Raw genomic sequence first — 22,346 nt, 5'->3', positions numbered from 1 at the left:
CGGGTGCACCCGGCCCCGCACCCCTCCGGTGGGTGGCGTCAGTGGCCGATCAGTCTGTCCAGCGCCGGCGTGCCCGCTCCGGACGCACCGTTTCGCGATCTTCGCAGGAGTGACACATGGGGTTCGCACCGCCTCCCGGAGAGGCCGTTAGGTTGTTGCGCGCTCGATCCTGAGTGCGGAACCAGACCGGTCGTCGGCTTCCAGACGGCGCAGTCAGCACAGAAAGATCGCGGATGGACTACTGCTCTACGTGCCGTCGGACCCTCAACGGGGTTTTCGTGTGCCCCGGTTGTGGTGCTTACGCCCCCGACATCGCACCCGCCGGCTCGCACGTTCACCACACTCCGTCGACGGTCGCGGTGATGGCCGAGATATCCCACACGCGGGAGTTCGACGCGTTCCCCGGTTTCCACGAACCGGACGCTCAGGTGGACGTGGACGTGGACGTGCCGATCGGTCCCTCCACCGCCTCCGCGACCGGTCGCGCCGCCCGTCGGCGGCGGATGGCTGACTGGAAGAAGCAGCGGCGCCGCGCCGTGGTCGCGTCGACCGTCGCGCTCGTCGGCGGCGGGCTGACGCTCGCCTTCATGCCGTCGTCCCGGCCCTCCGCCGGCCAGGCCCAGGCGTCCTCGACGCCGGACCCGTCCACGGCTCCGTCCACCTCGTCGGCGGGCTCCGTCGACACCGGCTCGGAGGCCGAGCGGCCCCGTACGCGCGACCCGCGGCACTCCGAGAGCGGCACCGGCGGTACGGGCCCGTCCAAGGCCGACAACGCCCCCGGCAGCGCGACCGCGATCACCCCGGTGGACGCCCCCGCGAAGCGGAAGACCCCGCCGCCGGACACGCCGGACGACAACTCCCGCCCCACGGCGGAGACGCAGCCCGAGTCGCCCACCACCCCCGAGACGCCCGACACCCCGCCGGTGGCCGAGGACCCGACCCAACAACCGAACGAGCCCACCACCCCGGCCCCCGCACCGCCGCCCCCGGCCGCCGACCCGCCGGAGGAGTCGGACCCGGGGCTCTGCCTGCTGGTCCTCTGCGTCGACCTCGACGGCGACCGCTGAGGCCCGTCCGTCCGACGCCGCGAGGCGAGGTACATGCACGACCCGCTGTTGGGAGCCTCGTGACGTGATCCGTCGGTCACGACCGGATACAGGCTCTAGTTCCGGCGGCCGATCATCGACATCAGCAGCCCATGCGTTTCGGTGTCGGCCGCCGCGACAAGTCCCCTGCCTGCCTTGCCGATCGGGGCTCCGTCGATCCCCGTGACCACACAGCCTGCGGCTCGGCACAGAGCGATGCCCGCGGCGAAGTGCACGCTCGCGGAGAAGTCGCCGCCGTCGGTGATGTACGCGGCGCGCTTGCCGGCCGCGACCCAGGCCAGGGCCAGCGTCGTGGACACGACTCGTGGCCGGAACCGCTCGACGAACTCCGGGTCGGCCAGCAGGTCCACGGCCCGGAAGCCCGGCGCGCTCGGGAACGGCGGGTCCAGGTTGACGTCCACGAGCTGAGAGGCCGGGGTGGGAGTCAGCCGGGTATCGGCACCGTCGCGCCGCATCCAGGCCGTCTCGCCGTCGGTGAAGAAGACCTCGCCACTGAACGGGTCGGCCACCGCCGCCGCCCCGTCGCGCAGCGCCACGTTGACGGCCACCAGCACGTTGCCGACGGCGTAGTTCACCGTGCCGCACAGGGGATCCACCAACCACTGGCGCGCGGTATCGGCGGCACCCCGCTGCCCGCCCTCCTCGCCGAGCACCGAGTCATCGGGGCGAGCGGCACGGATGACCGCGAGGATCGCCTTCTCGGCCTCGATGTCCGCTGCGGTGGCGAAGTCCCCGGCGCCCTTGTTGATACGGGTGAGCCGTCGGCCGTACATGCCGCGCACCACGTCCGCGCCGGCACGCGCCGCGGCTATCGCGACCCCGGCATCGCCACGGCCCGCGTGTGAGTTGGTCATGTCCCGCAGCCCCCCGGCGCGGTACTTGTCACCGGCTGTGGTCAAGGGCCCGCGGGTTACGGGTCTGTCCCAGCGGGTGGCGGGCGTGGGCAGGTGTGGAATGGGTGTGGGAACCGCCGTGTCGGGCTCTCGGCGGACAGGCGTTCGGGCCCTGGGGTGAGGGCCCGAAGGCGGTACGGGCGGGGTGGTGCGAGGGTGGTGGTGGGGCGTGTTGTGCCTGGTTGTGCGTGTAACAGGGATGTATTAGCGGTCGGTTGGGCGGAACGCTCCCCCGAGCCGGGCCGCTCTTGGTGATCAGAAATGCTCGCTGGTACTCACTGTTGAGGAAGAAACGATGCGCGTTCGCAAGCTCACCTTCGCCGCCCTGGCCATCGCCACCGCCCTCTCGCTCACGGCCTGTAACGACGAAGACCTCACGGGACAGGCCGACCCGTCGTCCACGTCCACCGGGTCTTCCGCGCCCGACGACGCGGGCTCGGACGGCTCGGGCGGTTCGGACGAGGAGGGCGGGAAGGGAACGGTCGCCGGGACCGGTTCCAACGAGAACGGCAAGATCGGCAAGTGCCGTACCGACGAGCTGGACATCACCGCGTCGGACGCCACCGTCGGAGGCGACGCCGAGGGCACCGTCGCGGTGGAGTTCAAGAACGGCGCCGGCCGGGACTGCGCGCTGGCCGCGTACGCGGGCGTCGACCTCGGGACCGACTCGGGGATGATCTCCGCCGAGCGCACCGGTGAGCCGGTCGACACGACCATCCTCAAGGACGGGGACTCGATCTTCTTCGGCGTCACCTACCCGATGAACGACTCGGGCGGCTCCGGCGTCCGCGTCACGTCGCTCGTGGTGACCCCGCCGGACGAGACGAAGTCGGTCTCGATCGAGTGGCCGGGCGAAGCCACGCTGCCCGTCACGGACGGCGGCGGCTCCTCGGTGAAGGTCGGCCCGATGGGCAGCGCCGGTCAGGGCGAGGGCTGACCCGAACGAACAACAGCCGGACCCGTTCCTGCCCGATCGCGCGACGGGCAGGGGGGTCGCGGACTATTCGGCCCAGGTGAGGAACGTCGTCCAGGCTGTCGGGGCGACCGCGAAGGTCGGGCCCTCGGTGACCTTCGAGTCGCGGACGTGTACGGCGTGGGGGCAGGCGGCCACCTCGACGCAGTTACCGCCGCTGTCGCTGCTGTAGCTCGACTTCTGCCAGTCGAAGGCGATCTCGACGCAGTCGCCGCCGCTGGGGTTGCTGTAGCTCGACTTGAACCACCGCAAGGTGCTGCTCATTCCTGTTCTCCCGCCAACCGCTCGATGAGGCCCAGCGACTCGCGAGGGCCCAGGGCCTGTGATCGGATCTTCGCATAACGCTGGGCGTACGTGCTTACCTTTGCCGGGTCGGAGATCAGCACGCTCTCGTCCTGAGGCTCCAGGTAGACCAGGCGGTCGTGTTCCGGCGTTTCGAGCAGATCCATCTCGCCGCGAGCGCCTGCATACTCGCCCATGAGGGTGCAGTCCAGGGGGAGCACCTGCAGCGTCACGTTACGGCGCTTCGCACACTCCGCCAAGTGCGAAAGCTGGTCACGCATGACCTCCTCGCTCCCGATCACCCGGCGCAGCACCGACTCCTCCAGGATCACCTCGATCAGCGCCGTCGGCTCCCGCTCGAACAGCGCCCTCCGCGCGATCCGCACCTCGACCAGTTCCTCCACGCGCTCGTCGGACAGCGGCGGATAGCCCCCACCGATCAGCGCCCGCGCGTACGCCTCCGTCTGGAACAGGCCGTGCACCACCAGCGTCGCGTACAGGCACAGGCCCACCGCCCGCTGCTCCAGCAGCACGTAGTTCTTGAACTGCGCGGGGTACTTGTCCAGCCGTACGTACTCCCGCGCCTGCTCGAAGATGCCCAACTCGTCGCCCAGCGCCCCTCCGAGCGCCACCAGCATCTGGTCGCTCGCCGGTTGCGCGCAGGTCTCCATCGCACTGATCGCCGCCGCCGAGAAGCCTGTTTCTACGCCGACCTGTTCCTGTGTCATCCCTTTTCGCAGTCGCATCATGCGGGCGATGTCCGCCACCAATCGCGTTGCCGGGCCCGCCGATTCCTTGTTTTCCGCTCGCGCCATTGCGATCACCGTTTCGACTCGACCGGACTCAACCGGTCACAACTGATCTGGACTGGAAACGACCTCACGTAACGGGAGTTCGTGCAGGTCAACCGGTGTCCGACGGCTCCCGTCGCGCCATGGAAAACGCTAGCGGTGACTACGCAGAATGTCCGCGTGAATACACAGAATGAGCGTTCATCGCTCCCCTGGCTACCCAAGACTGGATTCCAACTCCGCAAAGCGGGCGTGCGATTCGACGCCGTGCGCGTCGACGGCGCCGAGGGGCGGCGGCTCGCCGACATGATGGACTCGATCACGGCGGGCGATCCCGGGCCGATCGCCACCGAGTCGAACGGGTGCCGGGCGGTGTACTTCTACCTCCCGGCCGGAAGCACCGCGAACCGGGTCTGGGCGCCGGGCGTGACGCGGTTCAACTCCGTGAGCGGCACGGTGAGTTACGTACCGGTGCCGGCGCTCGGTGGCGACACGTGGCCGCTGTTCTGGTACTGCCCGCCCTCGCACCCCGAGCGCTTCGTGCATCCGGCGATCCTGCGCAACGCCGCCGCCGCTCTGTTCGGTCACCCGATGTCGTTCGGGGAGGGAGAGGACGAGGGGCGGGTCAGTTCACGTAGCGGCTCACCGTCTCCGGGTGGATGACGATGCGGACCAGGTCTCCGGCCCGCATCGCGGCGAGTTCGGCGGCGCGTGCCGGGTCGGCGAGGTCCCAGTAGCGGGCGGCCAGGCGGGTGCACAGGTCGTCCGCTCCGTCGGGTTCCACCGTGGTGGGGCCGGCGACCGACAGCCAGCGTTCTCGTTCGCCCACGGGGGCGGCGACGACGAGCGAGGCGCGGGGGTCGCGGCTCAGCCGCCGTACCTTCAGGGTGTCCGGGCCCGTGAACAGTTGGATCGTGCCCTCTGCGGTGGCCTCGAACCACACCGGGCGGGGCTGCGGCGGGAGTGGGCCACCGGCCACGGACAGGAAGCCGTACAGCGGGCGTCGGAGGAATTCGAGGTCCTGGGCGGTCAGTGCAGCGGCGTCGGTGCTCATCGTCCCCACGCTCCCGCCGTCGCCGCCCGCAGGGCGTACTCCTCGAAGGTGCGGGGCGCGCGTCCCAGCAAGGTGGCGAGATCGTCCGTCGTCTTGGCGAACAGTCCGCGTTCCATCAGCACGAACATCTCGGCGACGTGGTGGGCGTCGTTCTGGCTCAAGCCCTCCTCGACCAGTGCCGCGGCGTAGTCGGCGGTGGAGATCTGCCGGTACGTGAGGGGGCGTCCGGAGGCGCGGGAGATCAGCTCGACGGCCTCGGCGAAGGTGAGCGCGCGGGGTCCGGTCAACTCGTAGATCCGGCGGGCGTGCCCGGTTTCCGTCAACGCCGTGGTCGCGGCGTCGGCGATGTCGTCCACGTCGACGAACGGCTCGGGGACCGCGCCTGCCGGGAGCGCCAACTCCCCGGCGAGCAGTGGGGCATGGAAGACGTCCTCGTCGAAGTTCTGATCGAAGTTCGACGCCCTCAGGACGGTCCACTCCAGCGCCGAGCCGCGTACGGCGTCCTCTGCCGACCTCATGTCCAGCCCGAACGTGGAGTCGCCCCAGGTGTCGGCGCCGCGTCCGGAGAGCAGGACCAGCCGCCGCGCTCCGGCGGCCTCGGCCCGCGCCACGAACTCGTGCACCGGGCCCGGCACACCGGGGGGCACCACGTAGACGGCGGCGACACCCCGCAGGGCCGCGTCCCAGGTGCCGGGGTCGGACCAGTCGAAGCGGGTGGGGCTCGACCGGGAGGCCGTACGTACCGGTGTGCCGTGCAGTCGGAGCCGGGCGGCGACGCGTCGGCCGGTCTTGCCGGTCGCGCCGAGGACAAGAGTGGTGTCGTTGGTCATGACTCCGATTGAACAGGGCCGACTCGGACGATCCCATAGGTGAGAAGCCGGATCGCCTGTCCATTCGTCTTACGCGGTCGGTTAGCCTCGGTGGCATGGATGTGTTCAGTGACCTGATCCGTGGGGTGCGGGCCAACGGCTCGTTGTTCGGCAGCTCGACCCTGTCCGCGCCGTGGGCACTGCACTTCGTGGACGGCGCGCCGCTGACCCTGTGCACCGTGCTCGACGGGGAGGGCTGGATCGTGCCGGAGTACGGGCCTCCCGAGCGGCTTCGCGACCGCGAGACGATCGTCGTGCGCGGGCCCGGCACGTTCACCTTCGTCGACGAGGTCGGCACCCGGGCCGAACCGATCGCGTGCGGCGAGCACTGCGCGGTGCCGGAGGAGGGCGGGACCCGGCACCGGCTCGGCTGGCACGACGTCGGATGCGGTGGTGACGGCGTTGGCGAGGGGGCGACCTTGATCGTCGGCGCCTATCCGGTACGTGGCGAGATCAGCCGCCGCCTGCTGGACGCGCTGCCCGTCGTGCTGCGCGCGGAGGGCGGCGGCACGGGTGACGCCGTGCTGGACCACCTCGCCGCCGAGGCCGCCGTCGATACGCCGGGCCAACAGGTGGTGCTCGACCGGCTGTTGGACTGGATGCTGGTCTGCACGCTGCGCGAGTGGTTCGACCGGCCGGGCGGCGAGCGGCCGGCCTGGTGGGCCGCGCAGCGGGACCCGGTGGTCGGCGACGCGCTGCGGCTGCTGCACGCGGAGCCGGCGGCGCCGTGGACGGTCGCCGCGCTGGCCGAGCGCACGGGGGTGTCGCGCTCGACGCTGGCCAAGCGGTTCGCCGATCTGGTCGGTGAACCGCCGCTGACGTACCTGACCCGCTGGCGCATGACGCTCGCGGCGGACCTGCTGGTCGACCAGGAGGACGCGACCGTCGCGGACGTCGCCCGCACCGTGGGGTACTCCGACCCGTTCGGCTTCAGCGCGGCGTTCAAACGGGTCCGAGGCGCCAACCCGAGCGACTTCCGACGGGGCGCGGCCCCGGTCGGGGCGACAACTGCCTGATTCTGCACGGAGTACGGCCTCCGGGTCCGGCGATGTGCCGGGCCCGGAGGCCGGTGGTGAGGCTCGGTGGATCAGTCGCTCAGTGGATCAGGTGGATCAGTAGGCGTAGCTCGTGTTGCCGCCGAGGGAGGCCGCCACGTGCTGGATCGCCGGGTTCGTGTTCAGCGTGTGGACCGACTGGATGCTCGACGTGGTGCTGCTGTTGCCGAGCTGGCCCTCGGTGTTGTGGCCCCAGGCGAAGACGTCCTCGCCGAAGACCGCGATGCCGTGCTGGGCGCCGGCCGCGACCTGCTGGGCGCCTTCCAGGCGGGGGATGTCGATCGGAGCCGTACGGTTGGTGAACGACTTGGTGCCCTTGGCGGCCGGGTCGGCCTCCAGGAGCTGGTTGTTCTGGTTGTTGCCCCAGCCCCACACGCGGCCGTCGCCGGTCATCGCGTAGTTGTGGTTGGCGCCCGCCTCGATGTCGCTGACGTCCTTCAGCCAGTCGACGTCGACCGGCGTGACGCTGCTCTTCGTGGAGGAGTCACCGAGCTGGCCCGAGGCGTTGTGGCCCCAGGACTTGACGGTCTTGTCGGCGGTCACCGCCAGCGCGTGGTGGCAGCCGGCGTCGATGTCGGTGATGTTCGACAGGCCCTGGATCTCACGCGGTACGGAGCTGGTGGCGCGGGTGCCGCTGGCCAGCTGGCCGTACACGCCGCGGCCCCAGGCGTACACCTTGCCGGTCTCCGTCAGCGCGAGGCTGAAGTCGCAGCCGGCCGAGACCTGCTTGACCTTGGGCAGGCCCTGGACCGCGTTCGGGATGGCGCGGGTGTCGCCGGTGCGGTTGTTGCCGAGCTGGCCGTAGTTGTTGTCACCCCATGAGAACACCTGGCCGTTGCCGTCCAGCGCGAGCGCGTGCTCGCCGCCGGCCGCGACGTCGGTGATGTCCACCAGGCGCGCGACGGCGGTCGGGACGTTGCGGTTGGTGCGGCCGCCGTTGCCGAGCTGGCCGGAGGCGTTGTGACCCCACGCCTTCACCGTCTCGTTCGAGAGGGCGAGCGCGAAGGAGTCGGCCGAGGAGGTGCCGCCCGCGGAGATCCGGTCGACGTCGCCCCGGAAGAGGGACGAGACGGGCACCGGGGTGGAGCTGTCCTTGGCGGCGCCGTTGCCGAGCTGGCCGGTGCTGCCCGCGCCCCAGCTCAGAACCGACGGGTTGTCCTTGGCGGGCGCGGCGGAGACCGTGGCCAGCGGGGCGAGTGCGAGACCGGCGGTGAGGGCGGCGGTCAGGAGTGCGCGACTACGGCGCATGGGGATGTTTCCTCTCGTGATGGTGCGGGCCCGTCCTTGCGGGCCCGCACCTGATCATCGAGTCGCTCGTTGGCCACCTTCAGAGGCGCGACCGGCCGCACACCCGGATGGTCCCGAACCGCGACCCGAACGGGGTGCGGGTCGGCGCGTCGCGGGCGCCGTCGTCGCGCCTTACGGGGTGTTCGGCGCGTTCTTCTGCGCGCTCGGAGCGGCGGCGGCGGGCTGTGGGGTCGTCCAGCTGTCGAGGAGCCGCAGCGCCTCCGCCGTCGGGGAGCCGGGCTCGACGTTGTAGACGCACAGGGTTTGGTCCGGGTCGCCGGGCGGCTGCAGCGCCTCGTAACTGAAGTGCAGATCGCCGACCAGCGGGTGGCGGTAGTGCTTGGCCCCGTGCGTACGGCGCAGGACCCGGTGGTCGTTCCACCAGCCGGTGAACTCCGGGCAGCGCAGGGTCAGTTCACCCACCAGGTCGGCGAGCTGCCGGTCGTTGGGGAACCGGCCCGCCTCAAGGCGGAGCATGGCCACGGTCTCGGAGGCCATCTGCTCCCAGTCGCCGACGCGCTCGCGCGCCGCCGGGTCCAGGAGGTAGTAGCGGGCGATGTTGCGGCGCGTCGCGGGCATCGCGTCGAAGTCGGTGACGACCGCGCGGGCCAGCCGGTTGGACGCGAGGACGTCGGTACGGCGGCCGAGAACGAAGGCCGGTACGTGGTCGAGCGTCTGGAGCATCAGGTGCAGACCGGGGCGGACGCGCTGCGGGGCGGCGGGGGTGTGGCGGGCAGGGGCGGGGCGCGCGACAAGGTCCGTGAGGTGCTCGCGCTCGTCGGTGTCCAGGCGCAGCGCGCGGGCCAGGGCGTCGATGACCTCGGGGGAGGGGTTGGTGGCCCGGCCCTGTTCGAGGCGGGTGTAGTACTCGGTGCTGACCCCGGCGAGGCGGGCCGTCTCGTCACGGCGCAGGCCGGGCACGCGGCGCGTACGGCCGTCGGCGGGCAGGCCGGCCTGGTCGGGGGTGATGCGGGCGCGGCGGGAGCGCAGGAAGTCGGCGAGTTCGCTGCTTCGGGTGTTGGGGGTGCCGGTGGTGTCGGGGGTGCCGGGGGTGCTGCCTGTGCCGTGGGCCATGTGTCCAGTGTGGGTCCTCGCGGCGGGGTGGGGCGGGGCGTGGGTGGTCCTGGCGGTACCTCCCTGGGCAGGGTCCGTTATGGCGGCCGGGGAGGTGGCCGGGGGTGGTGTTCTGGATGTGGGGCCGGGAGGCGGCGGACGAGTCGCCAGGCCGCCCGTGACTCACGGGAGTTCACGGAGATCACGGAAACCACGGAAACCACGGAAACCTTCGAGGAAGGCTCAGCCATGTCCACGAACACGAACACGAGCACTAACGCTGGCACGAAGACCAAGTCCCGGTCCCTCGACGGACGCGTCGCCGTCATCACCGGCGGCTCCAGCGGCATCGGCTCGGCGACCGCCGAGCACCTCGCGGAGCTGGGCGCCTCGGTCGCCGTCATCGCCCGGCGCGCGGACCGGCTGGACGACCTGGTCGCCCGGATCACGAAGAACGGCGGCACCGCGATCGCCATCGCCGCCGATGTGACCGACCCCGAAGCCGTACAGGCCGCGGCCGACCGCGTCGAGGCCGAACTGGGCGGCGCGGACCTGCTGTTCAACAACGCCGGAGTCATGCTGCCCGCGCCGATCGAGGAGCGGACCACGGAGCTGTGGCAGCGGCAGATCGACATCAACATCAGTGGACTGATGCATGTGATCGGCGCGTTCGTACCGCAGTTGGTGCGGGCGGCCGAGGAGCGCGGCGTCGCCGACCTGATCAACACGTCGTCGATCGCCGCGCAGAACATCTTCCAGAACTTCGCCGTCTACACGGGCACGAAGGCGTACGTCAGCCACATGTCCCGCAATCTGCGGACCGAGTTGGGGCCGAAGAACGTGCGCGTCTCGGCGCTGGAGCCGGGGCTGGTCAGGACGGAACTCCAGTCGCACGTCACGGATGACGGGGCGCTGGAGTGGCTGGACGGGGTCCGCGAGTCGCTGGAGTGGCTGACGCCGGAGGACGTGGCCGGGGCGGTCGGGTATCTGGCGGGGCTGCCGGCGCGGGTGAACTTCCAGCAGCTGACGCTGATGCCGACGGGGCAGCTCGGCTGAGCGGTTGGCGGCGGGAGTGGTGGGGGCGGCCGGTGGGGGCGGCCGGCCCGCCTCCGCGAGTGTCGTTTCCGGCCCGGCGGCGCGCAGTTCCGAAGCTTGCGTCGGCCGGAGCCCTGTCGGCCAGGGGCATCAGGGCGTACGGCCGTGAGGTCGGCCCAGGCGCCCGCTCCTGCGGAGGCGTACCGCGGAACTGCGAACTGCGGCTGCGGCTCCGGCTGCGGCTGCGCGAGCCGACCTTGCGGCGGACGACGGGTGGGCTCGCCCTCCGGCCCGAGTCGTACATGCACATCGGCTCGTACATGCACATCGGCGTGCTCGCCGGGGCGGCCGGGGCCGGATGCCCACGACGCGGGCAGGCCCGTTGGCCGGGCCTCGACGGCGGGGCTCGGCCAACGGGGTTGACCCCAACGGCGTTCACCCGGCGCGGTTCAGGCAGCGGGGTTTCAGCCAGCGGGGTTCAGCCAGCGGGGTTCAGCCAGCGGGGTTCACCCGGCGCGGTTCACCCGGCGGGGTTCAGGCGGGCCGGTGTGAACGCCAGGTTCGCGAAGCGTTCGCCGATGAGGCGGTGGGTGGGGGTGTCCGGGTGGACCTCGTCCGGGAGGGGGAGTTCGGCGTAGTCCGCCTCGCCGTACAGCTCCCGGCCGTCCAGGTAGTGCAGGTTCCGGTCCTCGGCCGCCCGCTGCCGCACGATCCGGGCCAGCTCGTCGCGGATGACGTTCAGCGTCAGCTTTCCGCTCGCGCGCTCCGCCGGGTCGCCCGTCGCCAGGAACCGTACGCGCCCCTCGGCCATGCTGGAGAAGTCCGGGGCGAGGGGGCCGGGGGTGTCCTCGTGGATCGGGCAGTAGATCGCCGAGACGACCAGCAGCGGTGTCGTGGGGTGGCCCTCGCGGATGGTGTCGAGGAAGCCGTGGACGGCCGGGGTGAAGGCGCGCAGGCGCATCAGGTCGGCGTTGACCAGGTTGATGCCGATCTTGACGCTGATCAGGTCGGCCGGGGTGTCCCGCATCGTACGAGCGGTGAACGGGTCGAGCAGGGCGCCGCCGCCGAAGCCCAGGTTGATCAGCTCCACGCCGCCCAGGGACGCGGCGAGCGCGGGCCAGGTCGTGGTGGGGCTCGCGGCGTCGGAGCCGTGGCTGATCGAGCTGCCGTGGTGCAGCCACACCGCGCGGCCCCGGTCCGGTACGGGCTCGACGGGTGCGTCGGTGCGCAGCGCGACGAGTTCGGTGGTCTCGGTGTGCGGCAGCCAGATCTCGACGTCCTTCTCGCCGTCGGGCAGCTCGTCGAAGCGGACCGTGCCGGGTGTGCCGGGCCGCTGCTCGGCGGTCCCCGCCGTCATGTCGATGATCAGGGTGTTGCCGCCCGGCACGGTGGCCCGGCCGGCCGGCCGGCCGTCGACGAGCAGGTCGTACACGCCGTCGGGGCGCGGCGGGGCGCCGACGTACTCCCGTTTGGTGGGCAGCGTGTCCAGCTCGACCGTGGTCGCCCGGGTGCGGAAAGCGAGCCGTACGCCGGAGGACTGGGCCTCCGCCATCGCCAGCTGCGGATCCGTGTTCTGGGCGCGGGCCCAGGCGGGCAGCCGGTGCGGGAGGAGGCCCTGCGCGGTGTGCTCCAGATCGAGGGCGCCGCGCAGGATGTCGGTGGTGATGGGGGTGGGGGTCAGGTTCTGATTCGTGCTCATGGTGTCTGCCTATTGCTGGTCGTCGGGGGTGGGCCAGTTCCGGAGCAGCGCGTCGACGCGGTCGACAATCCACACCCAGGTCTCTTCCGACGCGGGTGCGCTGTGGCTGAAGCCGCCGACCGTCTCCAGGCTGATGTAGCCGTGGAAGATGCTGCCCAGGAGCCGTACCGCGTGTGTCTCGTCCGGCTCCGTCAGGCCGTACCCGCGCAGGATCGCCCGTGTCATCCGGGCGTGCCGGGGGCCGGCGCTCGCCGCGGCGGTCTCCGGGGCGAGCGGGAGCCGGGCGGCGGTGTAGCGGCCGGGGTGCTCGCGGGCGTAGTCGCGGTAGACGTTCGCGGAGGCGGCGAGGGCGTCCTTGCCCGCGCGTCCGGCGAGCGCCGTGGCCAGCCGGTCGGCCATTTCCTCCAGCGAGAGCAGGGCGATCCTGGTCTTGAGGTCCTGGCTGCTCTTGACGTGCGAGTACAGACTCGCGACCTTGACGTCGAACTGCCTGGCCAGCGCCGAGACGGTCACCTGATCGAAGCCGACCTCGTCGGCCAGCTCGGCTCCCGCCCGGACGAGGCGGTCGGTGGTCAGTCCTGCGCGGGGTGACATGGGGCTCGGATCTCCTTCGGTGTGCCTGAATCGATTATGCATTTACCTAAAGGCTTTAGGCAAGTGCGTGATCGATTCAGGCACACCGAAGGAAACCCCGTCAGGCCCGCTCGTCAGGCCCGCTCGTCAGGCCCGGCGGCCCCGTCAGGCCCGGTCAGCCGCCCTTCGTGTACGTCACCGACTCGCCGTCCGCCAGCGTCGTACGGCGCAGGCGGCCGTCCGGGAGAATCGTCAGCTCCGTCGCCGCGCCCGGCGTGCAGGAGGACATCGGGCGGCCCGTCGTGACCTTGGACGGGCCGACCTTCAGCGGGCCGGAGTCCGGGGCCCCGTCGAGCGCCGCCTCGAAGACGCACTCGTAGGTCCCGCCCGTGTCGGTCGGGCCCGCCGCCGTCAGTACGAGGACGGTGTCGCCCAACTCGCCCTGCCGGATGGCGAGTTCGCGTGTGCTGACTCCCGCCGGGCCCTCGATGGTGCCGGACCAGGAGCCGAGGTACTTCTTCGGTACGTCGCCGGCCCCCGCGCCGTCCTCCGACGCCGACGGGGAGTCCGTGGCCGATGGCGCGTCCTCGGACGGGGTGTTCTCGTCGGCCGACGACTTGTCCTCGGCCGCGCTGTCCGCCCGGTTGTTCGAGGAGTCGTTCTTCTCGCTGCCGCTGTCCATGAACGCGTACACCGAACCGCCCGCGCCCAGCGCGACGACCAGCGCGACGGCGATCAGCGCGACCGTGCCGCGTGCACTGCGGCGTGGCGGCTCGGGCGGCGGGGCGGGCGTCGGGGCGTACGGCGAGGGATAGCCGTAGTTGGAGGGCGGCGGGCCGTACGGCGGTGTCGCGCCCCATGGGGGGAGCGGGGGCTGGCCGGGCTGGGGGTAGCCGTACTGCTGGGGGAGAGGCGGTTGTTGGAGCTGTTGCGGTTGCTGTGGTTGTAGCGAGGGCGTGGGTTGCTGAGGTTGCTGGTTCTGCGGATAGCCGTAGTGCGCGGGTGGCGGCGGAGGCGGTGGTGGTTGCTGCGGTTGCGGTGCCGGTGGGGGCGTCGCGGACGGGGACGGTGTGCCGATCATCGTCGGCACACCGTGTACGGCGTTGCCGCCGCCCGTCCCATGGCTCCCGGGCCGCGGGGGCTGATCCGCGGGCGGGGGCGTCGGTGAGGCCGGGGTTGGTGGGACCGGCGGCGGTGAGAACGCCAGCGCCGTACGCGCCCCCGGCTCCTCGTGGTCCAGCAACTGCACCGCGTGGCTGCCCAGTTGGGCGAGCAGAGTGCCGGGCAGCCAGGGCTCGTTCCCGTCTCCGTCCCCGTTCCCGTCCTCGTCCGGTTCGCCCACCCGGGCCAGGATCTGCGCCGGGGTCGGGCGTTCCTTCGGGTCCTTCTTCAGGCAGTCGCCCACCAACTCCCGCAAGCCCTCCGGGAGTTCGGACAGGTCCGGCTCCTCCTGCGCGATACGGAACATCAGCACGTGCACGGCCGTGTCGGCCGTACCGAACGGGAGCCGCCCCGTCGCGGCGTACGCGAGCACCGAGCCCAGGCAGAACACGTCGCACGCGGGCGTGATCGACGTGCCGCGCACCTGCTCCGGCGCCATGAAACCGGGTGACCCGACCAGCCCGCCGGTCCGGGTCAGCGCGGCGTCGGTGACCGTCTCCAGCGCGCGGACTATGCCGAAGTCGATGACCTTCGGGCCCTCGATGGTGATGAGGACGTTGGACGGCTTGAGGTCGCGGTGGATCAGGCCGGCGCCGTGGATGTCCTGGAGGGCGTGGGCGAGACCCGAGCCGAGTATCCGTACCGAGCGCGCGGGCAGCGGGCCGTGCGCGCCGGACCCGCTCCCGCCGGACCCGCTCGCGCCGGTTCCGCCCGTGCCTGACCCGCCCGTGCCCGAGACGATTTCCTGGAGCGCGGGCCCGGCCACGTACCCCGTCGCGACCCACGGCACCGCGGCCTCCGTGTTCGCGTCGAGGACGGGTGCCGTCCACGCGCCGCCGACCCGCCGGGCCGCGGCGACCTCCAGCCGGAACCGGTTGCGGAACTCGTCCTGTTCGGCCAGCTCCTTGCGTACGAGCTTCACCGCGACCGTACGGCCCCGGTCCGAGCGCGCCAGATAGACCTGTCCCATGCCCCCCGCGCCGAGGCGCGCCAACAACCTGTACGCGCCGATGCGTTGTGGATCTTCTGCAGCCAGCTTCTCCATGGCCGTACGGCCCTCCCCCAAATGCCCCAAGCCCGACCGGGCCGAGGATAGTGCCGCCGTCGTGGCGCTGCGCGGTCACGGGAAAACCGGCGGTCGGCCGCCGACGAGGACAGGAACTGGCCTAGTTGACACCTAGCGTCGGACTCAGGACAACACGCGAAGCAGAACGAAGCCGCATGAAGCCGAACGAACCCGTACGCAAGGAGACTGGCGTGACCGTCAATCCGGTTCCCGAGGGCTATACCACCGTTACTCCCTGGATCATCTCGCACGACACCGCCGGCCTGCTCGACTACCTCAAGGCAGCTTTCGGCGCCGAGGAGTTGGGCCGGATGACCAACGGGCGGGGAGCCGTCGAGCACGCGGAGGCGCGCATCGGCGACGCGGTCGTCATGTGCTTCGACGCGCGCCCCGAGTGGCCGCCGACGCCCGCGTTCCTGCGGCTGTTCGTGCCGGACGCGGACGCCGTGCACCGCCGCGCGGTCGAGGCGGGCGGGACGTCGGTGACCGAGGTGACGCACCTCGCCTTCGGGGACCGGGTGGGGCGGGTGCGGGATCCGTTCGGGAATCTGTGGTGGATCCAGACGCATCTGGAGGACGTCACGGAGGAGGAGCTGGGCCGGCGGATGGCCGACCCCGTCTTCACGGAGGCGATGGCCTACGTCCAGAGCGCCGACTTCTTCCCGGCGGACAAGACCTGGGCTCCGTCCGGCGGACAGGGCCTGGGTCGTCAGCCCGGCCGAAGGTCAGGACCCGGGTCGTCAGCCCGGCCGGCCGCCGATCGTGTCCATCGCGCGTGACAGCCGCTCCAGCACCCGTACGGTCCCGGCGAAGTCCTCCTCGCCCAGCTCCTCCGCGAGGCGCTTCGCGAGAGCCGCGTGGCCCGGCCGGATCTCGTGGACCGCCGCGCGGCCGTCCTCGGTCGGAGTGAGCAGTTTCGCCCGGCGGTGGGCGGGGTTCGGCTCGTACGCCGCGAGTCCGCGCTCCACCAGCAGATCCGCGATCCGCTGCACGCTCTGCCGGGTGATGCCCATGGCGCGGGCGATCCCGGAGACGGGCAGCGGCTGCGGCAGTACGGCTCCGAGGACCTGCCACCAGGCGGCGGTCAGGCCCGCCGGGGCGGCCAACTCCTCTGCCACGGAGAGGAATTGGCCGTTCAGCCGGAAGACGCCGAGGGCGGTCCTGCTGAGCAGTTCAGGCGCTTCAGGTGCTTCGGGGGTTTCCGGCGTACCGACGCCCTCCCGCCCGGTCATGAGTTGAGGACCTCGAACGCGCTCGCGTCCGAGTTCTTGAACAGCCGGTACCAGGCGTCCAGCTTCTCCCCCTCGTACACACCGAGCAGCGCGAAGATCTCGCGCGCGAAGGCGACCGGCTCGGTCGGGCCGGCCGTGATCAGGTTGCCGTCCGTGACCGCGTCGGCCTCCCGGTAGTGCTTGCCGCCCTGATACCCGGTGGCGTCCAGATAGTGGCTGACGGCGCTGGTGTGCGCCCGGTCGTCCAGCAGGCCCTCGCGGGCCAGTCCCGCCGTGGCGCCGCAGATCGCGGCGACGGGGTAGCCCAGGCCGATGAACCGCCGGGCGGCGCGGGCGAACGGCAGCAGGTCGTCACCGGTGTCCCAGAGCCCGGCGCCCGGGAGGATGAACACCGCCGTGTCACCCGGCTCGCCGAGCTGGTCGAGCGCGACGTCGGGCTCGACGCGCAGACCGCCCATGGTGGTGACGGGGTCGGTGGTGGGGCCGACGGTCCGCACGGTGAAGCCGTTCTGGGCGAGGTGCGCGGTGGCGTACCCGATCTCCCAGTCGGCGAGGGTGTCGTACACGGCGAGGTACACGGTTTTGCCGGTCATGGATGGCCTCCTGCTGGCTCGGTGTTCCTCCACTATATTGACAGCAGGCTGTCGTGTCGACAGTTTGCTGTCAATATTTAGGGGGTGGTGCGGGCAGGTTAGGGGAGGGTCGGGGGTGGGTCGGGAGAGGGCGACAGTCTGCCGAGTCACACCGCAAACATCAGACACGGTGTTCGCTCCCGCCCCCGCCTTCCGCTCTCTACGCTGGGCGCCATGACCCCTCACCTCGACGTCAACCCCGCTGTTGACACTGTCGACCCGAAGGCCGGCGCCGCCGTCAAGGCCGCCGACCGCGCGCATGTGTTCCACTCCTGGTCCGCTCAGGAAGTGATAGACCCGCTCGCCGTCGCCGGCGCCGACGGCTCGTACTTCTGGGACTACGAGGGCAACCGCTACCTCGACTTCACCAGCGGCCTCGTCTTCACCAACATCGGCTACCAGCACCCCGTGGTCGTCGCGGCCATCCAGGAGCAGGCGGCGAAGCTCACCACCTTCGCGCCCGCCTTCGCCATCGACGTACGCTCCGAGGCCGCACGCCTCATCGCCGAGCGCACCCCCGGCGACCTGGACAAGATCTTCTTCACGAACGGCGGCGCGGAGGCCGTCGAGAACGCCGTACGGATGGCCCGGCTGCACACCGGCCGTCCCAAGCTGCTCTCCGCCTACCGCTCGTACCACGGCGGCACCTCCACCGCGATCAACCTGACCGGCGACCCGCGCCGCTGGGCGTCCGACAGCGGCAACGCGGGCGTGGTGCACTTCTGGGCGCCGTTCCTCTACCGCTCGCCCTTCTACGCCACCACCGAGGCCGAGGAGTGCGCCCGCGCGCTGGAGCACCTGGAGGCGACGATCGCCTTCGAGGGGCCCCAGACCATCGCCGCGATCATCCTGGAGACGATCCCCGGCACGGCGGGCATCATGACCCCGCCGCCCGGCTACCTCGCGGGCGTACGGGAGGTGTGCGACCGGCACGGCATCGTCTTCATCCTGGACGAGGTGATGGCGGGCTTCGGCCGCACCGGCGAGTGGTTCGCCGCCGACCACTTCGACGTCGTACCCGACCTGCTGACCTTCGCCAAGGGCGTCAACTCCGGCTACGTACCGCTCGGCGGCGTCGCGATCTCCGGCGCCATCGCGGACACCTTCGCGACCCGCCCCTACCCCGGCGGTCTCACCTACTCCGGCCACCCGCTCGCCTGCGCGGCGGCCGTCGCGACCCTGAAGGTGATGGCCGACGAGAAGATCGTCGAGCACGCGGCGCACATCGGGGAGAACGTCCTCGGCCCCGGCCTGCGCGAACTGGCCGACCGGCACCCGTCGGTCGGAGAGGTGCGCGGGCACGGCGTGTTCTGGGCGCTCGACCTCGTACGGGACCAGGAGACGCACGAGCCGCTGGTGCCGTACAACGCGACCGGCGCGGCGAACGCGCCGATGGCCGCGTTCGCGGCCGCGTGCAAGAAGGGCGGCCTGTGGCCCTTCGTGAACATGAACCGCACGCACGCCTGCCCGCCGTGCACCGTCACGGAGGCGGAGGCGAAGGAAGGTCTCGCGATCCTGGACGCGGCGCTGGCGGTGGCGGACGAGTACGTGGCGTGAGGACGGACTGCGGGCTGACGGACTGCGAACACAGTCCGTCCGGCTGCAGTGCGGTTCCGGACCGTCAGCACGTCTCGCGGTAGTCGAGCGACGGGAGGTGGGTCTGCCAGGCGTCCCTGGACAGCCCGCCGCCCGCCCGTTCGCACACCGTCTCGGCGATGCGCGACGGCGCCAGCGTGAAGGTGCGCGTCGTCGTGCGCGGCGTCGTGACGCGCAGCCGCGTGCCGCCGTCGGCGAAGGCCAGGGCGAGTACGGAGCCGTCGACGGCCGGCAGCGGTGAGCCCGCGCTCGTCGGCGCGGCCGTCTCCCAGAACCGCAGGGTGCCCTGGGTGTCGCCGACCGCGATCCTGCTCCCGTCGGCGGAGAAGGCGAACGACGGCCGGACGCCCTGGCCCTGGTAGGCGCCTCCCGAACCCACGTCGAGCACCGCGAGCCGCCGCCGGCCCCGGCCGTCCCACAAGGTGACGCGGCTGTCGATGTCGCTCACGGCGAGGAACCGCCCGTCCCGGCTGAAGGCGGCCTTCTCGATGAGGCCCTCGCCCGCCAGGACGCGGGTGGGGCGGCGGGTGGCGGGGTCGATCAACTCGTTGTCCCCGGTGAGGACATGACCCTTCGGGCCGACGGCCAGGACACTGCCGACGTCGGTGTCGGGGCGGGCGTCGGGGCCGACAGCGGTGCCGGTATCGGGGCGGGTGTCAGGGCGGGTGGCCGGCTGTGCGGTCGCGGGGTCGTCATCGAGGGGCCGGCGTTCCAGCACCGTATGACCCAGGTCGGACCCGGGCGGACGGACGACTCGGCTGATGACCGCGTACCGGCCGTCCGGAGCGAGGCCGATGCCGTCGACTCCCTTGCCGAGTCGGGCGGCGGCCCCTTCGGCCTCGTTGTCTCCGTTGTAGCCGTCGCTTCCCTCGCTTCCATCGCCTCCGTCGCCCGTCACGCTCCGCACGACGGCCGTGGCGGAGTCCGTGTCGGCCCCGGCCCGGTACGCGAAGGTGCGGCCGTCCGCGCTGAACACCATCAGCGGCGAAGGACAGTCCGTCACGCCACAGGTCGGCTCCGGCAGCGTGGCCCTGAGCCGCCCGCTCGCACCGTCCCGCAGTTGGACACGTCCGCCCTCCGTGACGGCGAGAGTGCCACCGTCCGGGCTGAACAGGGCCTCGGAGTAGGGCTGTTGGCGTACGGGGCGCGGTACGGCGCCCGCCAGTGAGAGCGTCCGCACGACAGCCGCCGGATCCGTCCCCTCCTCGTAGCGCAGGACTCCGCCCTCGATGTCCAGCCGCAGCACACTCGCGGACCCCACCGGGTGCCGCAGGACGGGTGCGGACAGGTCGTCGGTCCGCCACACCTGTACGGCTCCGTCGGCCGCCGTCACCGCGTACGTACCGTCGGCGCTGAACGAGACCTCCGACGCCGATCGGATCGCGGGCTCGGTCCCTGACCCCGGCTCGGGCCCGTGCGGGCGCTCCTGGCCGGAGCGCGCGTCCCAGATGCGCAGCCCCGACTTCCCCGCCGCCGCGATGGACCGGCCGTCGGGCGTGAAGCGGAAGTGCTGGTCCTCGCACAGCTCCGTACCGACGCTGTCCGCCCACGCGGCGGGCAGCCTGCGCCGCTCGCGCACGTCCCACACCTGGAGCCGGAGTGCGGGCGTGCAGAGCGCCAACAGCCGATTGTCCGGGCTGACTTGGGTGTACGGCTCCTCGTCCGGCGGCTGCGGGACGCTGAGCAGCACGCGGTGCTCCGCCGGGTCCCAGAGCTGGACGGCGGGACGGTGCGGGGCCCGGCGGTGGACGACGAGGGCCCGGCCGCCGGGTGTGAAGGCGACGTTGAGCGCGGAGCCGCCGAACGGCCTGTCCGTGGTGAGCTTTCCGGCGGCCAGATCCCAGATCCGGATGCCCCGCGCCGTGCCGACGGCGACCTTACGGCCGTCGTCGCTGATGTCGACCACCTCGCCGGCCAGCGCGCCCAGGCCCTGGTACGACGGGAGTTGGCGGTGCGTGGTCAGGTCCCAGCGCTCCACCCGGTCCGGCCCGGTCATCGTCAGCGTCCGGCCGTCGTCGCTGATGTGCCGCCAGGTGTCGTTCGTGTCCTGCTCGAACGCGACCACGGGCGGGGCGGGGAAGGTGTCCACGTCGCGCTGCGCCCCGGCCTCGAAGAGGGCGGTACGGGTCTCGGGGAGGTCGGCGATCCGCCAGGCGGCGACGCTCAGCCGCAGGGCGGTACGCGGATCGGTGACGCTCAGGGTGCCCGCGACGGCCGCGATCCGGCGCGCCTCGGCGTCCCTGGCCTGGCGGGAGTTGACGCGGCTCTGCTGCCAGGCGGTCAGACCGGCGACGGCGGCGAGGCACAGCAGTACGGAGAGGGCGACGGTGAGGATCCGCAGCCGCCGGGTGGTGCGGGCGGCGGCGCGTCGTACCCGGTCGTGGGCGTCGGCCGAGGCGGCGAGGAAGTCGTGCTCGGTGCCGTTGAGTTCACCACTTCCCGTACCGAACGCCTCGCGGGCGGAGGCGAGTTGGGCACCTCGGTACAGCGCGCCCGAATCCCGCCCCAACTCCTCCCAGGTACGCGCCGCGGCGGTGAGCCTGCGGTGCAGGCGCAGCCGGTCGCGGTCCTCGTCGATCCAGGCGCCGAGGCGGGGCCAGCCGGTGATGAGCGCTTCGTGGGCGAGGTTCACGGTGGTGGCGTCGGCGGTCAGGAGCCGGGCGCGCAGGAGTCGTTCGAGGACGTTTCTCGTCGTGTCGGGTCCTGTCGTGTCGGGGCCTGTCGTGACGAGTCCTGTCGTGAGGAGTCCAGCTGTGTCGAGTCCAGTTGCGTCGAGTCCGGTTGCGTCGAGTTCTCCGCGGTCCGCCGGGCGGCGGGTGTCCGGCGTGCCGTCGCCGGGGGAGACCAGCCGTAGCAGCAACGCCTTCGCGGCCCGTGCCTCGTCTTCGGTGAAGCCCGCGAAGACCCCCTCGGCCGTGTGCGCGATCGCGCCCTGCACGCCGCCGATCGCGTCGTACGCCGCCTCGGTGAGCGTACGGCCGTTGCGGCGGCGCCAGGTTTCCAGCAGGGCGTGCGACATGAGGGGCAGGCCGCCGGGCTCGTCGGCGACGTCGGCGACGATGCGGGCGGTCAACGACCGCTCCACGATGAGCCGTTCGGCCGTCGCCGGTCCGACGACGGCCTCGCGCAGTTGGGCGGGCGACATGGGTCCGACGAGCAGGGTGGCGTCCTTGAGCGCGTCCGCGAGAGCGTGGTGCTCGGCGCACCGCCCGTAGAAGTCCGCGCGGACGGCGACGATCACGCGCAGGCGTGAGCCGGGTGCACGGGCGCGGAGGAGGAGCCGTACGAACTCGGCCCGTTCGGCGGGGTCGCGACAGAGGGTGAAGGTCTCCTCGAACTGGTCGACCACGACGACGGTGTCCCCGGACTCCTCAGCCGTCCCGTCGGGCCGGAGCAGGTGCGCGTGGGTCTTCGCCGGGTGCTCGCCGGGCGTCAGGATCCGGATCGCCGCCGGGCGGGCGGGACCGGTCGACTCGCGCAGGACGGGTATGAGGCCCGCGCGCAGTAGCGACGACTTTCCGCTGCCGGACGCGCCGACGACGGCGGCGAAGCGGCGGCGGCCGGCCAGCGCGACGAGATCGGCGCGCAACTCGTCCCGGCCGAAGAAGTGCTCGCGGTCGCCGGGCCCGAAGCGCGCGAGACCCGGATACGGCGCGATGTCGTCGTCGCACGCCTGGTCGGTGGGGCCCGGTACGTCGGCCATGGCCGCGCGCCAGCGCTTCTCCCACTCCTCGCGGTCCCCGCCGCAGGCGGTCGCGTAGGCGAGGGCGACGGGCAGGGAAGGCAGCCGCTCACCGGCGGCGGCCGCGGACAGGGTCGGCGCCGAGTAGTCGGTCTGCCCGGCCATCTCGCGGTAGGTGGGAGTGCCCGAGGAGCGGCGGAGTTCGCGCAGGTCATGGGCGAATCGCTGGACAGGTCCGGCCGCCGGATCGAGGGCTTTCTCGCGACGACCCATCTGCCACCCCCGTTCGCGCGCCCTCAAGGCGGTT

20 protein-coding genes are annotated in these 22,346 nt (G+C 71.9%); 7 read left to right on the top strand and 13 right to left on the bottom strand.

From position 1 onward, the window contains the following. Positions 1 to 362 precede the first annotated feature (362 nt). Positions 363 to 1,067 carry a hypothetical protein gene (locus ACFUN8_RS19145; protein ID WP_383638612.1) on the top strand — a complete coding sequence of 235 codons (705 nt, stop codon included), beginning with the start codon at positions 363 to 365 and terminating at the stop codon, positions 1,065 to 1,067. A gap of 95 nt (positions 1,068 to 1,162) precedes the next feature. Here the strand turns inward: ACFUN8_RS19145 and ACFUN8_RS19140 are convergent, their stop codons facing one another. Then, entirely contained in the window at positions 1,163 to 1,960 is a 798-nt protein-coding gene (locus ACFUN8_RS19140) for an inositol monophosphatase family protein (protein WP_383638627.1), read from the bottom strand. A 334-nt stretch (positions 1,961 to 2,294) separates the two neighbouring features. Here ACFUN8_RS19140 and ACFUN8_RS19135 point away from each other — a divergent pair, with 334 nt between their 5' ends. Beyond that, positions 2,295 to 2,936: a DUF4232 domain-containing protein gene (locus tag ACFUN8_RS19135; protein WP_383638609.1), complete on the top strand. Its 642-nt coding sequence runs from the start codon at positions 2,295 to 2,297 to the stop codon at positions 2,934 to 2,936. A gap of 63 nt (positions 2,937 to 2,999) precedes the next feature. Here the strand turns inward: ACFUN8_RS19135 and ACFUN8_RS19130 are convergent, their stop codons facing one another. Next, positions 3,000 to 3,236 (bottom strand): DUF397 domain-containing protein, encoded by a 237-nt coding sequence (locus ACFUN8_RS19130; protein WP_383638606.1) that lies wholly within the window; start codon positions 3,234 to 3,236, stop codon positions 3,000 to 3,002. Then, positions 3,233 to 4,069, bottom strand: a complete 837-nt coding sequence (locus ACFUN8_RS19125; protein WP_383638624.1) for a helix-turn-helix domain-containing protein — start codon at positions 4,067 to 4,069, stop codon at positions 3,233 to 3,235. The genes ACFUN8_RS19130 and ACFUN8_RS19125 overlap by 4 nt, the downstream gene beginning before the upstream one ends. Positions 4,070 to 4,297: 228 nt before the next feature. Between ACFUN8_RS19125 and ACFUN8_RS19120 the strand changes: the two genes are divergently transcribed. Then, on the top strand, positions 4,298 to 4,708 hold the full coding sequence (locus ACFUN8_RS19120) for a hypothetical protein (RefSeq protein ID WP_383638603.1): 411 nt from the start codon (positions 4,298 to 4,300) through the stop codon (positions 4,706 to 4,708). On the opposite strand, the gene ACFUN8_RS19115 is transcribed toward ACFUN8_RS19120, so the two are convergent. After that, on the bottom strand, positions 4,671 to 5,099 hold the full coding sequence (locus tag ACFUN8_RS19115; RefSeq protein ID WP_383638600.1) for a pyridoxamine 5'-phosphate oxidase family protein: 429 nt from the start codon (positions 5,097 to 5,099) through the stop codon (positions 4,671 to 4,673). The genes ACFUN8_RS19120 and ACFUN8_RS19115 overlap by 38 nt on opposite strands. After that, positions 5,096 to 5,929 (bottom strand): NAD(P)H-binding protein, encoded by an 834-nt coding sequence (locus ACFUN8_RS19110; protein WP_383638597.1) that lies wholly within the window; start codon positions 5,927 to 5,929, stop codon positions 5,096 to 5,098. Before ACFUN8_RS19110 ends, ACFUN8_RS19115 begins: the two co-directional genes overlap by 4 nt. Before the next feature lie 95 nt (positions 5,930 to 6,024). Between ACFUN8_RS19110 and ACFUN8_RS19105 the strand changes: the two genes are divergently transcribed. Further along, on the top strand, positions 6,025 to 6,984 hold the full coding sequence (locus ACFUN8_RS19105) for an AraC family transcriptional regulator (RefSeq protein ID WP_383638594.1): 960 nt from the start codon (positions 6,025 to 6,027) through the stop codon (positions 6,982 to 6,984). 96 nt (positions 6,985 to 7,080) lie between these two features. On the opposite strand, the gene ACFUN8_RS19100 is transcribed toward ACFUN8_RS19105, so the two are convergent. Next, positions 7,081 to 8,271, bottom strand: coding sequence for an RCC1 domain-containing protein (locus ACFUN8_RS19100; RefSeq protein ID WP_383638591.1), 1,191 nt, complete (start codon positions 8,269 to 8,271; stop codon positions 7,081 to 7,083). A 171-nt stretch (positions 8,272 to 8,442) separates the two neighbouring features. Beyond that, positions 8,443 to 9,384 carry a helix-turn-helix transcriptional regulator gene (locus ACFUN8_RS19095; protein WP_383638588.1) on the bottom strand — a complete coding sequence of 314 codons (942 nt, stop codon included), beginning with the start codon at positions 9,382 to 9,384 and terminating at the stop codon, positions 8,443 to 8,445. Positions 9,385 to 9,612: 228 nt separating this feature from the next. Here ACFUN8_RS19095 and ACFUN8_RS19090 point away from each other — a divergent pair, with 228 nt between their 5' ends. Next, on the top strand, positions 9,613 to 10,419 hold the full coding sequence (locus ACFUN8_RS19090) for an SDR family oxidoreductase (RefSeq protein ID WP_383638585.1): 807 nt from the start codon (positions 9,613 to 9,615) through the stop codon (positions 10,417 to 10,419). A gap of 499 nt (positions 10,420 to 10,918) precedes the next feature. On the opposite strand, the gene ACFUN8_RS19085 is transcribed toward ACFUN8_RS19090, so the two are convergent. From ACFUN8_RS19085 to ACFUN8_RS19075, 3 genes are all read right to left on the bottom strand, one after another. After that, the gene (locus tag ACFUN8_RS19085; RefSeq protein WP_383638582.1) at positions 10,919 to 12,097 is read right to left on the bottom strand and encodes a GDSL-type esterase/lipase family protein; all 1,179 of its coding nucleotides are present in this window, start codon (positions 12,095 to 12,097) and stop codon (positions 10,919 to 10,921) included. A 9-nt stretch (positions 12,098 to 12,106) separates the two neighbouring features. Then, positions 12,107 to 12,691 (bottom strand): TetR/AcrR family transcriptional regulator, encoded by a 585-nt coding sequence (locus tag ACFUN8_RS19080; RefSeq protein WP_383638579.1) that lies wholly within the window; start codon positions 12,689 to 12,691, stop codon positions 12,107 to 12,109. A 154-nt stretch (positions 12,692 to 12,845) separates the two neighbouring features. Then, positions 12,846 to 14,876 (bottom strand): serine/threonine-protein kinase, encoded by a 2,031-nt coding sequence (locus ACFUN8_RS19075; protein ID WP_383638576.1) that lies wholly within the window; start codon positions 14,874 to 14,876, stop codon positions 12,846 to 12,848. A 212-nt stretch (positions 14,877 to 15,088) separates the two neighbouring features. On the opposite strand from ACFUN8_RS19075, the gene ACFUN8_RS19070 reads away from it, so the two are divergent. Continuing rightward, positions 15,089 to 15,676 (top strand): VOC family protein, encoded by a 588-nt coding sequence (locus ACFUN8_RS19070; RefSeq protein WP_383638573.1) that lies wholly within the window; start codon positions 15,089 to 15,091, stop codon positions 15,674 to 15,676. Here the strand turns inward: ACFUN8_RS19070 and ACFUN8_RS19065 are convergent. Both ACFUN8_RS19065 and ACFUN8_RS19060 read right to left on the bottom strand, forming a co-directional pair. Beyond that, complete coding sequence (locus tag ACFUN8_RS19065) at positions 15,638 to 16,129, bottom strand: MarR family winged helix-turn-helix transcriptional regulator (protein ID WP_383638570.1); 492 nt, start codon at positions 16,127 to 16,129, stop codon at positions 15,638 to 15,640. The two genes, ACFUN8_RS19070 and ACFUN8_RS19065, sit on opposite strands and share 39 nt — an antisense overlap. Continuing rightward, positions 16,126 to 16,722 (bottom strand): type 1 glutamine amidotransferase family protein, encoded by a 597-nt coding sequence (locus tag ACFUN8_RS19060; protein WP_383638567.1) that lies wholly within the window; start codon positions 16,720 to 16,722, stop codon positions 16,126 to 16,128. Before ACFUN8_RS19060 ends, ACFUN8_RS19065 begins: the two co-directional genes overlap by 4 nt. A 213-nt stretch (positions 16,723 to 16,935) precedes the next feature. Between ACFUN8_RS19060 and ACFUN8_RS19055 the strand changes: the two genes are divergently transcribed. Beyond that, on the top strand, positions 16,936 to 18,318 hold the full coding sequence (locus tag ACFUN8_RS19055; RefSeq protein ID WP_383638564.1) for an aspartate aminotransferase family protein: 1,383 nt from the start codon (positions 16,936 to 16,938) through the stop codon (positions 18,316 to 18,318). A 64-nt stretch (positions 18,319 to 18,382) separates the two neighbouring features. Here the strand turns inward: ACFUN8_RS19055 and ACFUN8_RS19050 are convergent, their stop codons facing one another. After that, the gene (locus tag ACFUN8_RS19050; protein ID WP_383638560.1) at positions 18,383 to 22,312 is read right to left on the bottom strand and encodes a hypothetical protein; all 3,930 of its coding nucleotides are present in this window, start codon (positions 22,310 to 22,312) and stop codon (positions 18,383 to 18,385) included. Between the last annotated feature and the right edge of the window lie 34 nt (positions 22,313 to 22,346).

The organism is Streptomyces sp. NPDC057307 (genome assembly GCF_042667665.1).
Lineage (GTDB): Bacteria > Actinomycetota > Actinomycetes > Streptomycetales > Streptomycetaceae > Streptomyces.
This window is presented reverse-complemented; position numbering and strand designations above follow the sequence as displayed.

What these genes read in the sequence shown, in the direction of transcription:
- ACFUN8_RS19145 (WP_383638612.1), top strand. Translation starts at nt 363, where the DNA reads ATGGCCGAGATATCCCACACGCGGGAGTTCGACGCGTTCCCCGGTTTC.
- ACFUN8_RS19140 (WP_383638627.1), bottom strand. Translation starts at nt 1,960, where the DNA reads ATGACCAACTCACACGCGGGCCGTGGCGATGCCGGGGTCGCGATAGCC.
- ACFUN8_RS19135 (WP_383638609.1), top strand. Translation starts at nt 2,295, where the DNA reads ATGCGCGTTCGCAAGCTCACCTTCGCCGCCCTGGCCATCGCCACCGCC.
- ACFUN8_RS19130 (WP_383638606.1), bottom strand. Translation starts at nt 3,236, where the DNA reads ATGAGCAGCACCTTGCGGTGGTTCAAGTCGAGCTACAGCAACCCCAGC.
- ACFUN8_RS19125 (WP_383638624.1), bottom strand. Translation starts at nt 4,069, where the DNA reads ATGGCGCGAGCGGAAAACAAGGAATCGGCGGGCCCGGCAACGCGATTG.
- ACFUN8_RS19115 (WP_383638600.1), bottom strand. Translation starts at nt 5,099, where the DNA reads ATGAGCACCGACGCCGCTGCACTGACCGCCCAGGACCTCGAATTCCTC.
- ACFUN8_RS19110 (WP_383638597.1), bottom strand. Translation starts at nt 5,929, where the DNA reads ATGACCAACGACACCACTCTTGTCCTCGGCGCGACCGGCAAGACCGGC.
- ACFUN8_RS19105 (WP_383638594.1), top strand. Translation starts at nt 6,025, where the DNA reads ATGGATGTGTTCAGTGACCTGATCCGTGGGGTGCGGGCCAACGGCTCG.
- ACFUN8_RS19100 (WP_383638591.1), bottom strand. Translation starts at nt 8,271, where the DNA reads ATGCGCCGTAGTCGCGCACTCCTGACCGCCGCCCTCACCGCCGGTCTC.
- ACFUN8_RS19095 (WP_383638588.1), bottom strand. Translation starts at nt 9,384, where the DNA reads ATGGCCCACGGCACAGGCAGCACCCCCGGCACCCCCGACACCACCGGC.
- ACFUN8_RS19090 (WP_383638585.1), top strand. Translation starts at nt 9,613, where the DNA reads ATGTCCACGAACACGAACACGAGCACTAACGCTGGCACGAAGACCAAG.
- ACFUN8_RS19085 (WP_383638582.1), bottom strand. Translation starts at nt 12,097, where the DNA reads ATGAGCACGAATCAGAACCTGACCCCCACCCCCATCACCACCGACATC.
- ACFUN8_RS19080 (WP_383638579.1), bottom strand. Translation starts at nt 12,691, where the DNA reads ATGTCACCCCGCGCAGGACTGACCACCGACCGCCTCGTCCGGGCGGGA.
- ACFUN8_RS19075 (WP_383638576.1), bottom strand. Translation starts at nt 14,876, where the DNA reads ATGGAGAAGCTGGCTGCAGAAGATCCACAACGCATCGGCGCGTACAGG.
- ACFUN8_RS19065 (WP_383638570.1), bottom strand. Translation starts at nt 16,129, where the DNA reads ATGACCGGGCGGGAGGGCGTCGGTACGCCGGAAACCCCCGAAGCACCT.
- ACFUN8_RS19060 (WP_383638567.1), bottom strand. Translation starts at nt 16,722, where the DNA reads ATGACCGGCAAAACCGTGTACCTCGCCGTGTACGACACCCTCGCCGAC.
- ACFUN8_RS19055 (WP_383638564.1), top strand. Translation starts at nt 16,936, where the DNA reads ATGACCCCTCACCTCGACGTCAACCCCGCTGTTGACACTGTCGACCCG.
- ACFUN8_RS19050 (WP_383638560.1), bottom strand. Translation starts at nt 22,312, where the DNA reads ATGGGTCGTCGCGAGAAAGCCCTCGATCCGGCGGCCGGACCTGTCCAG.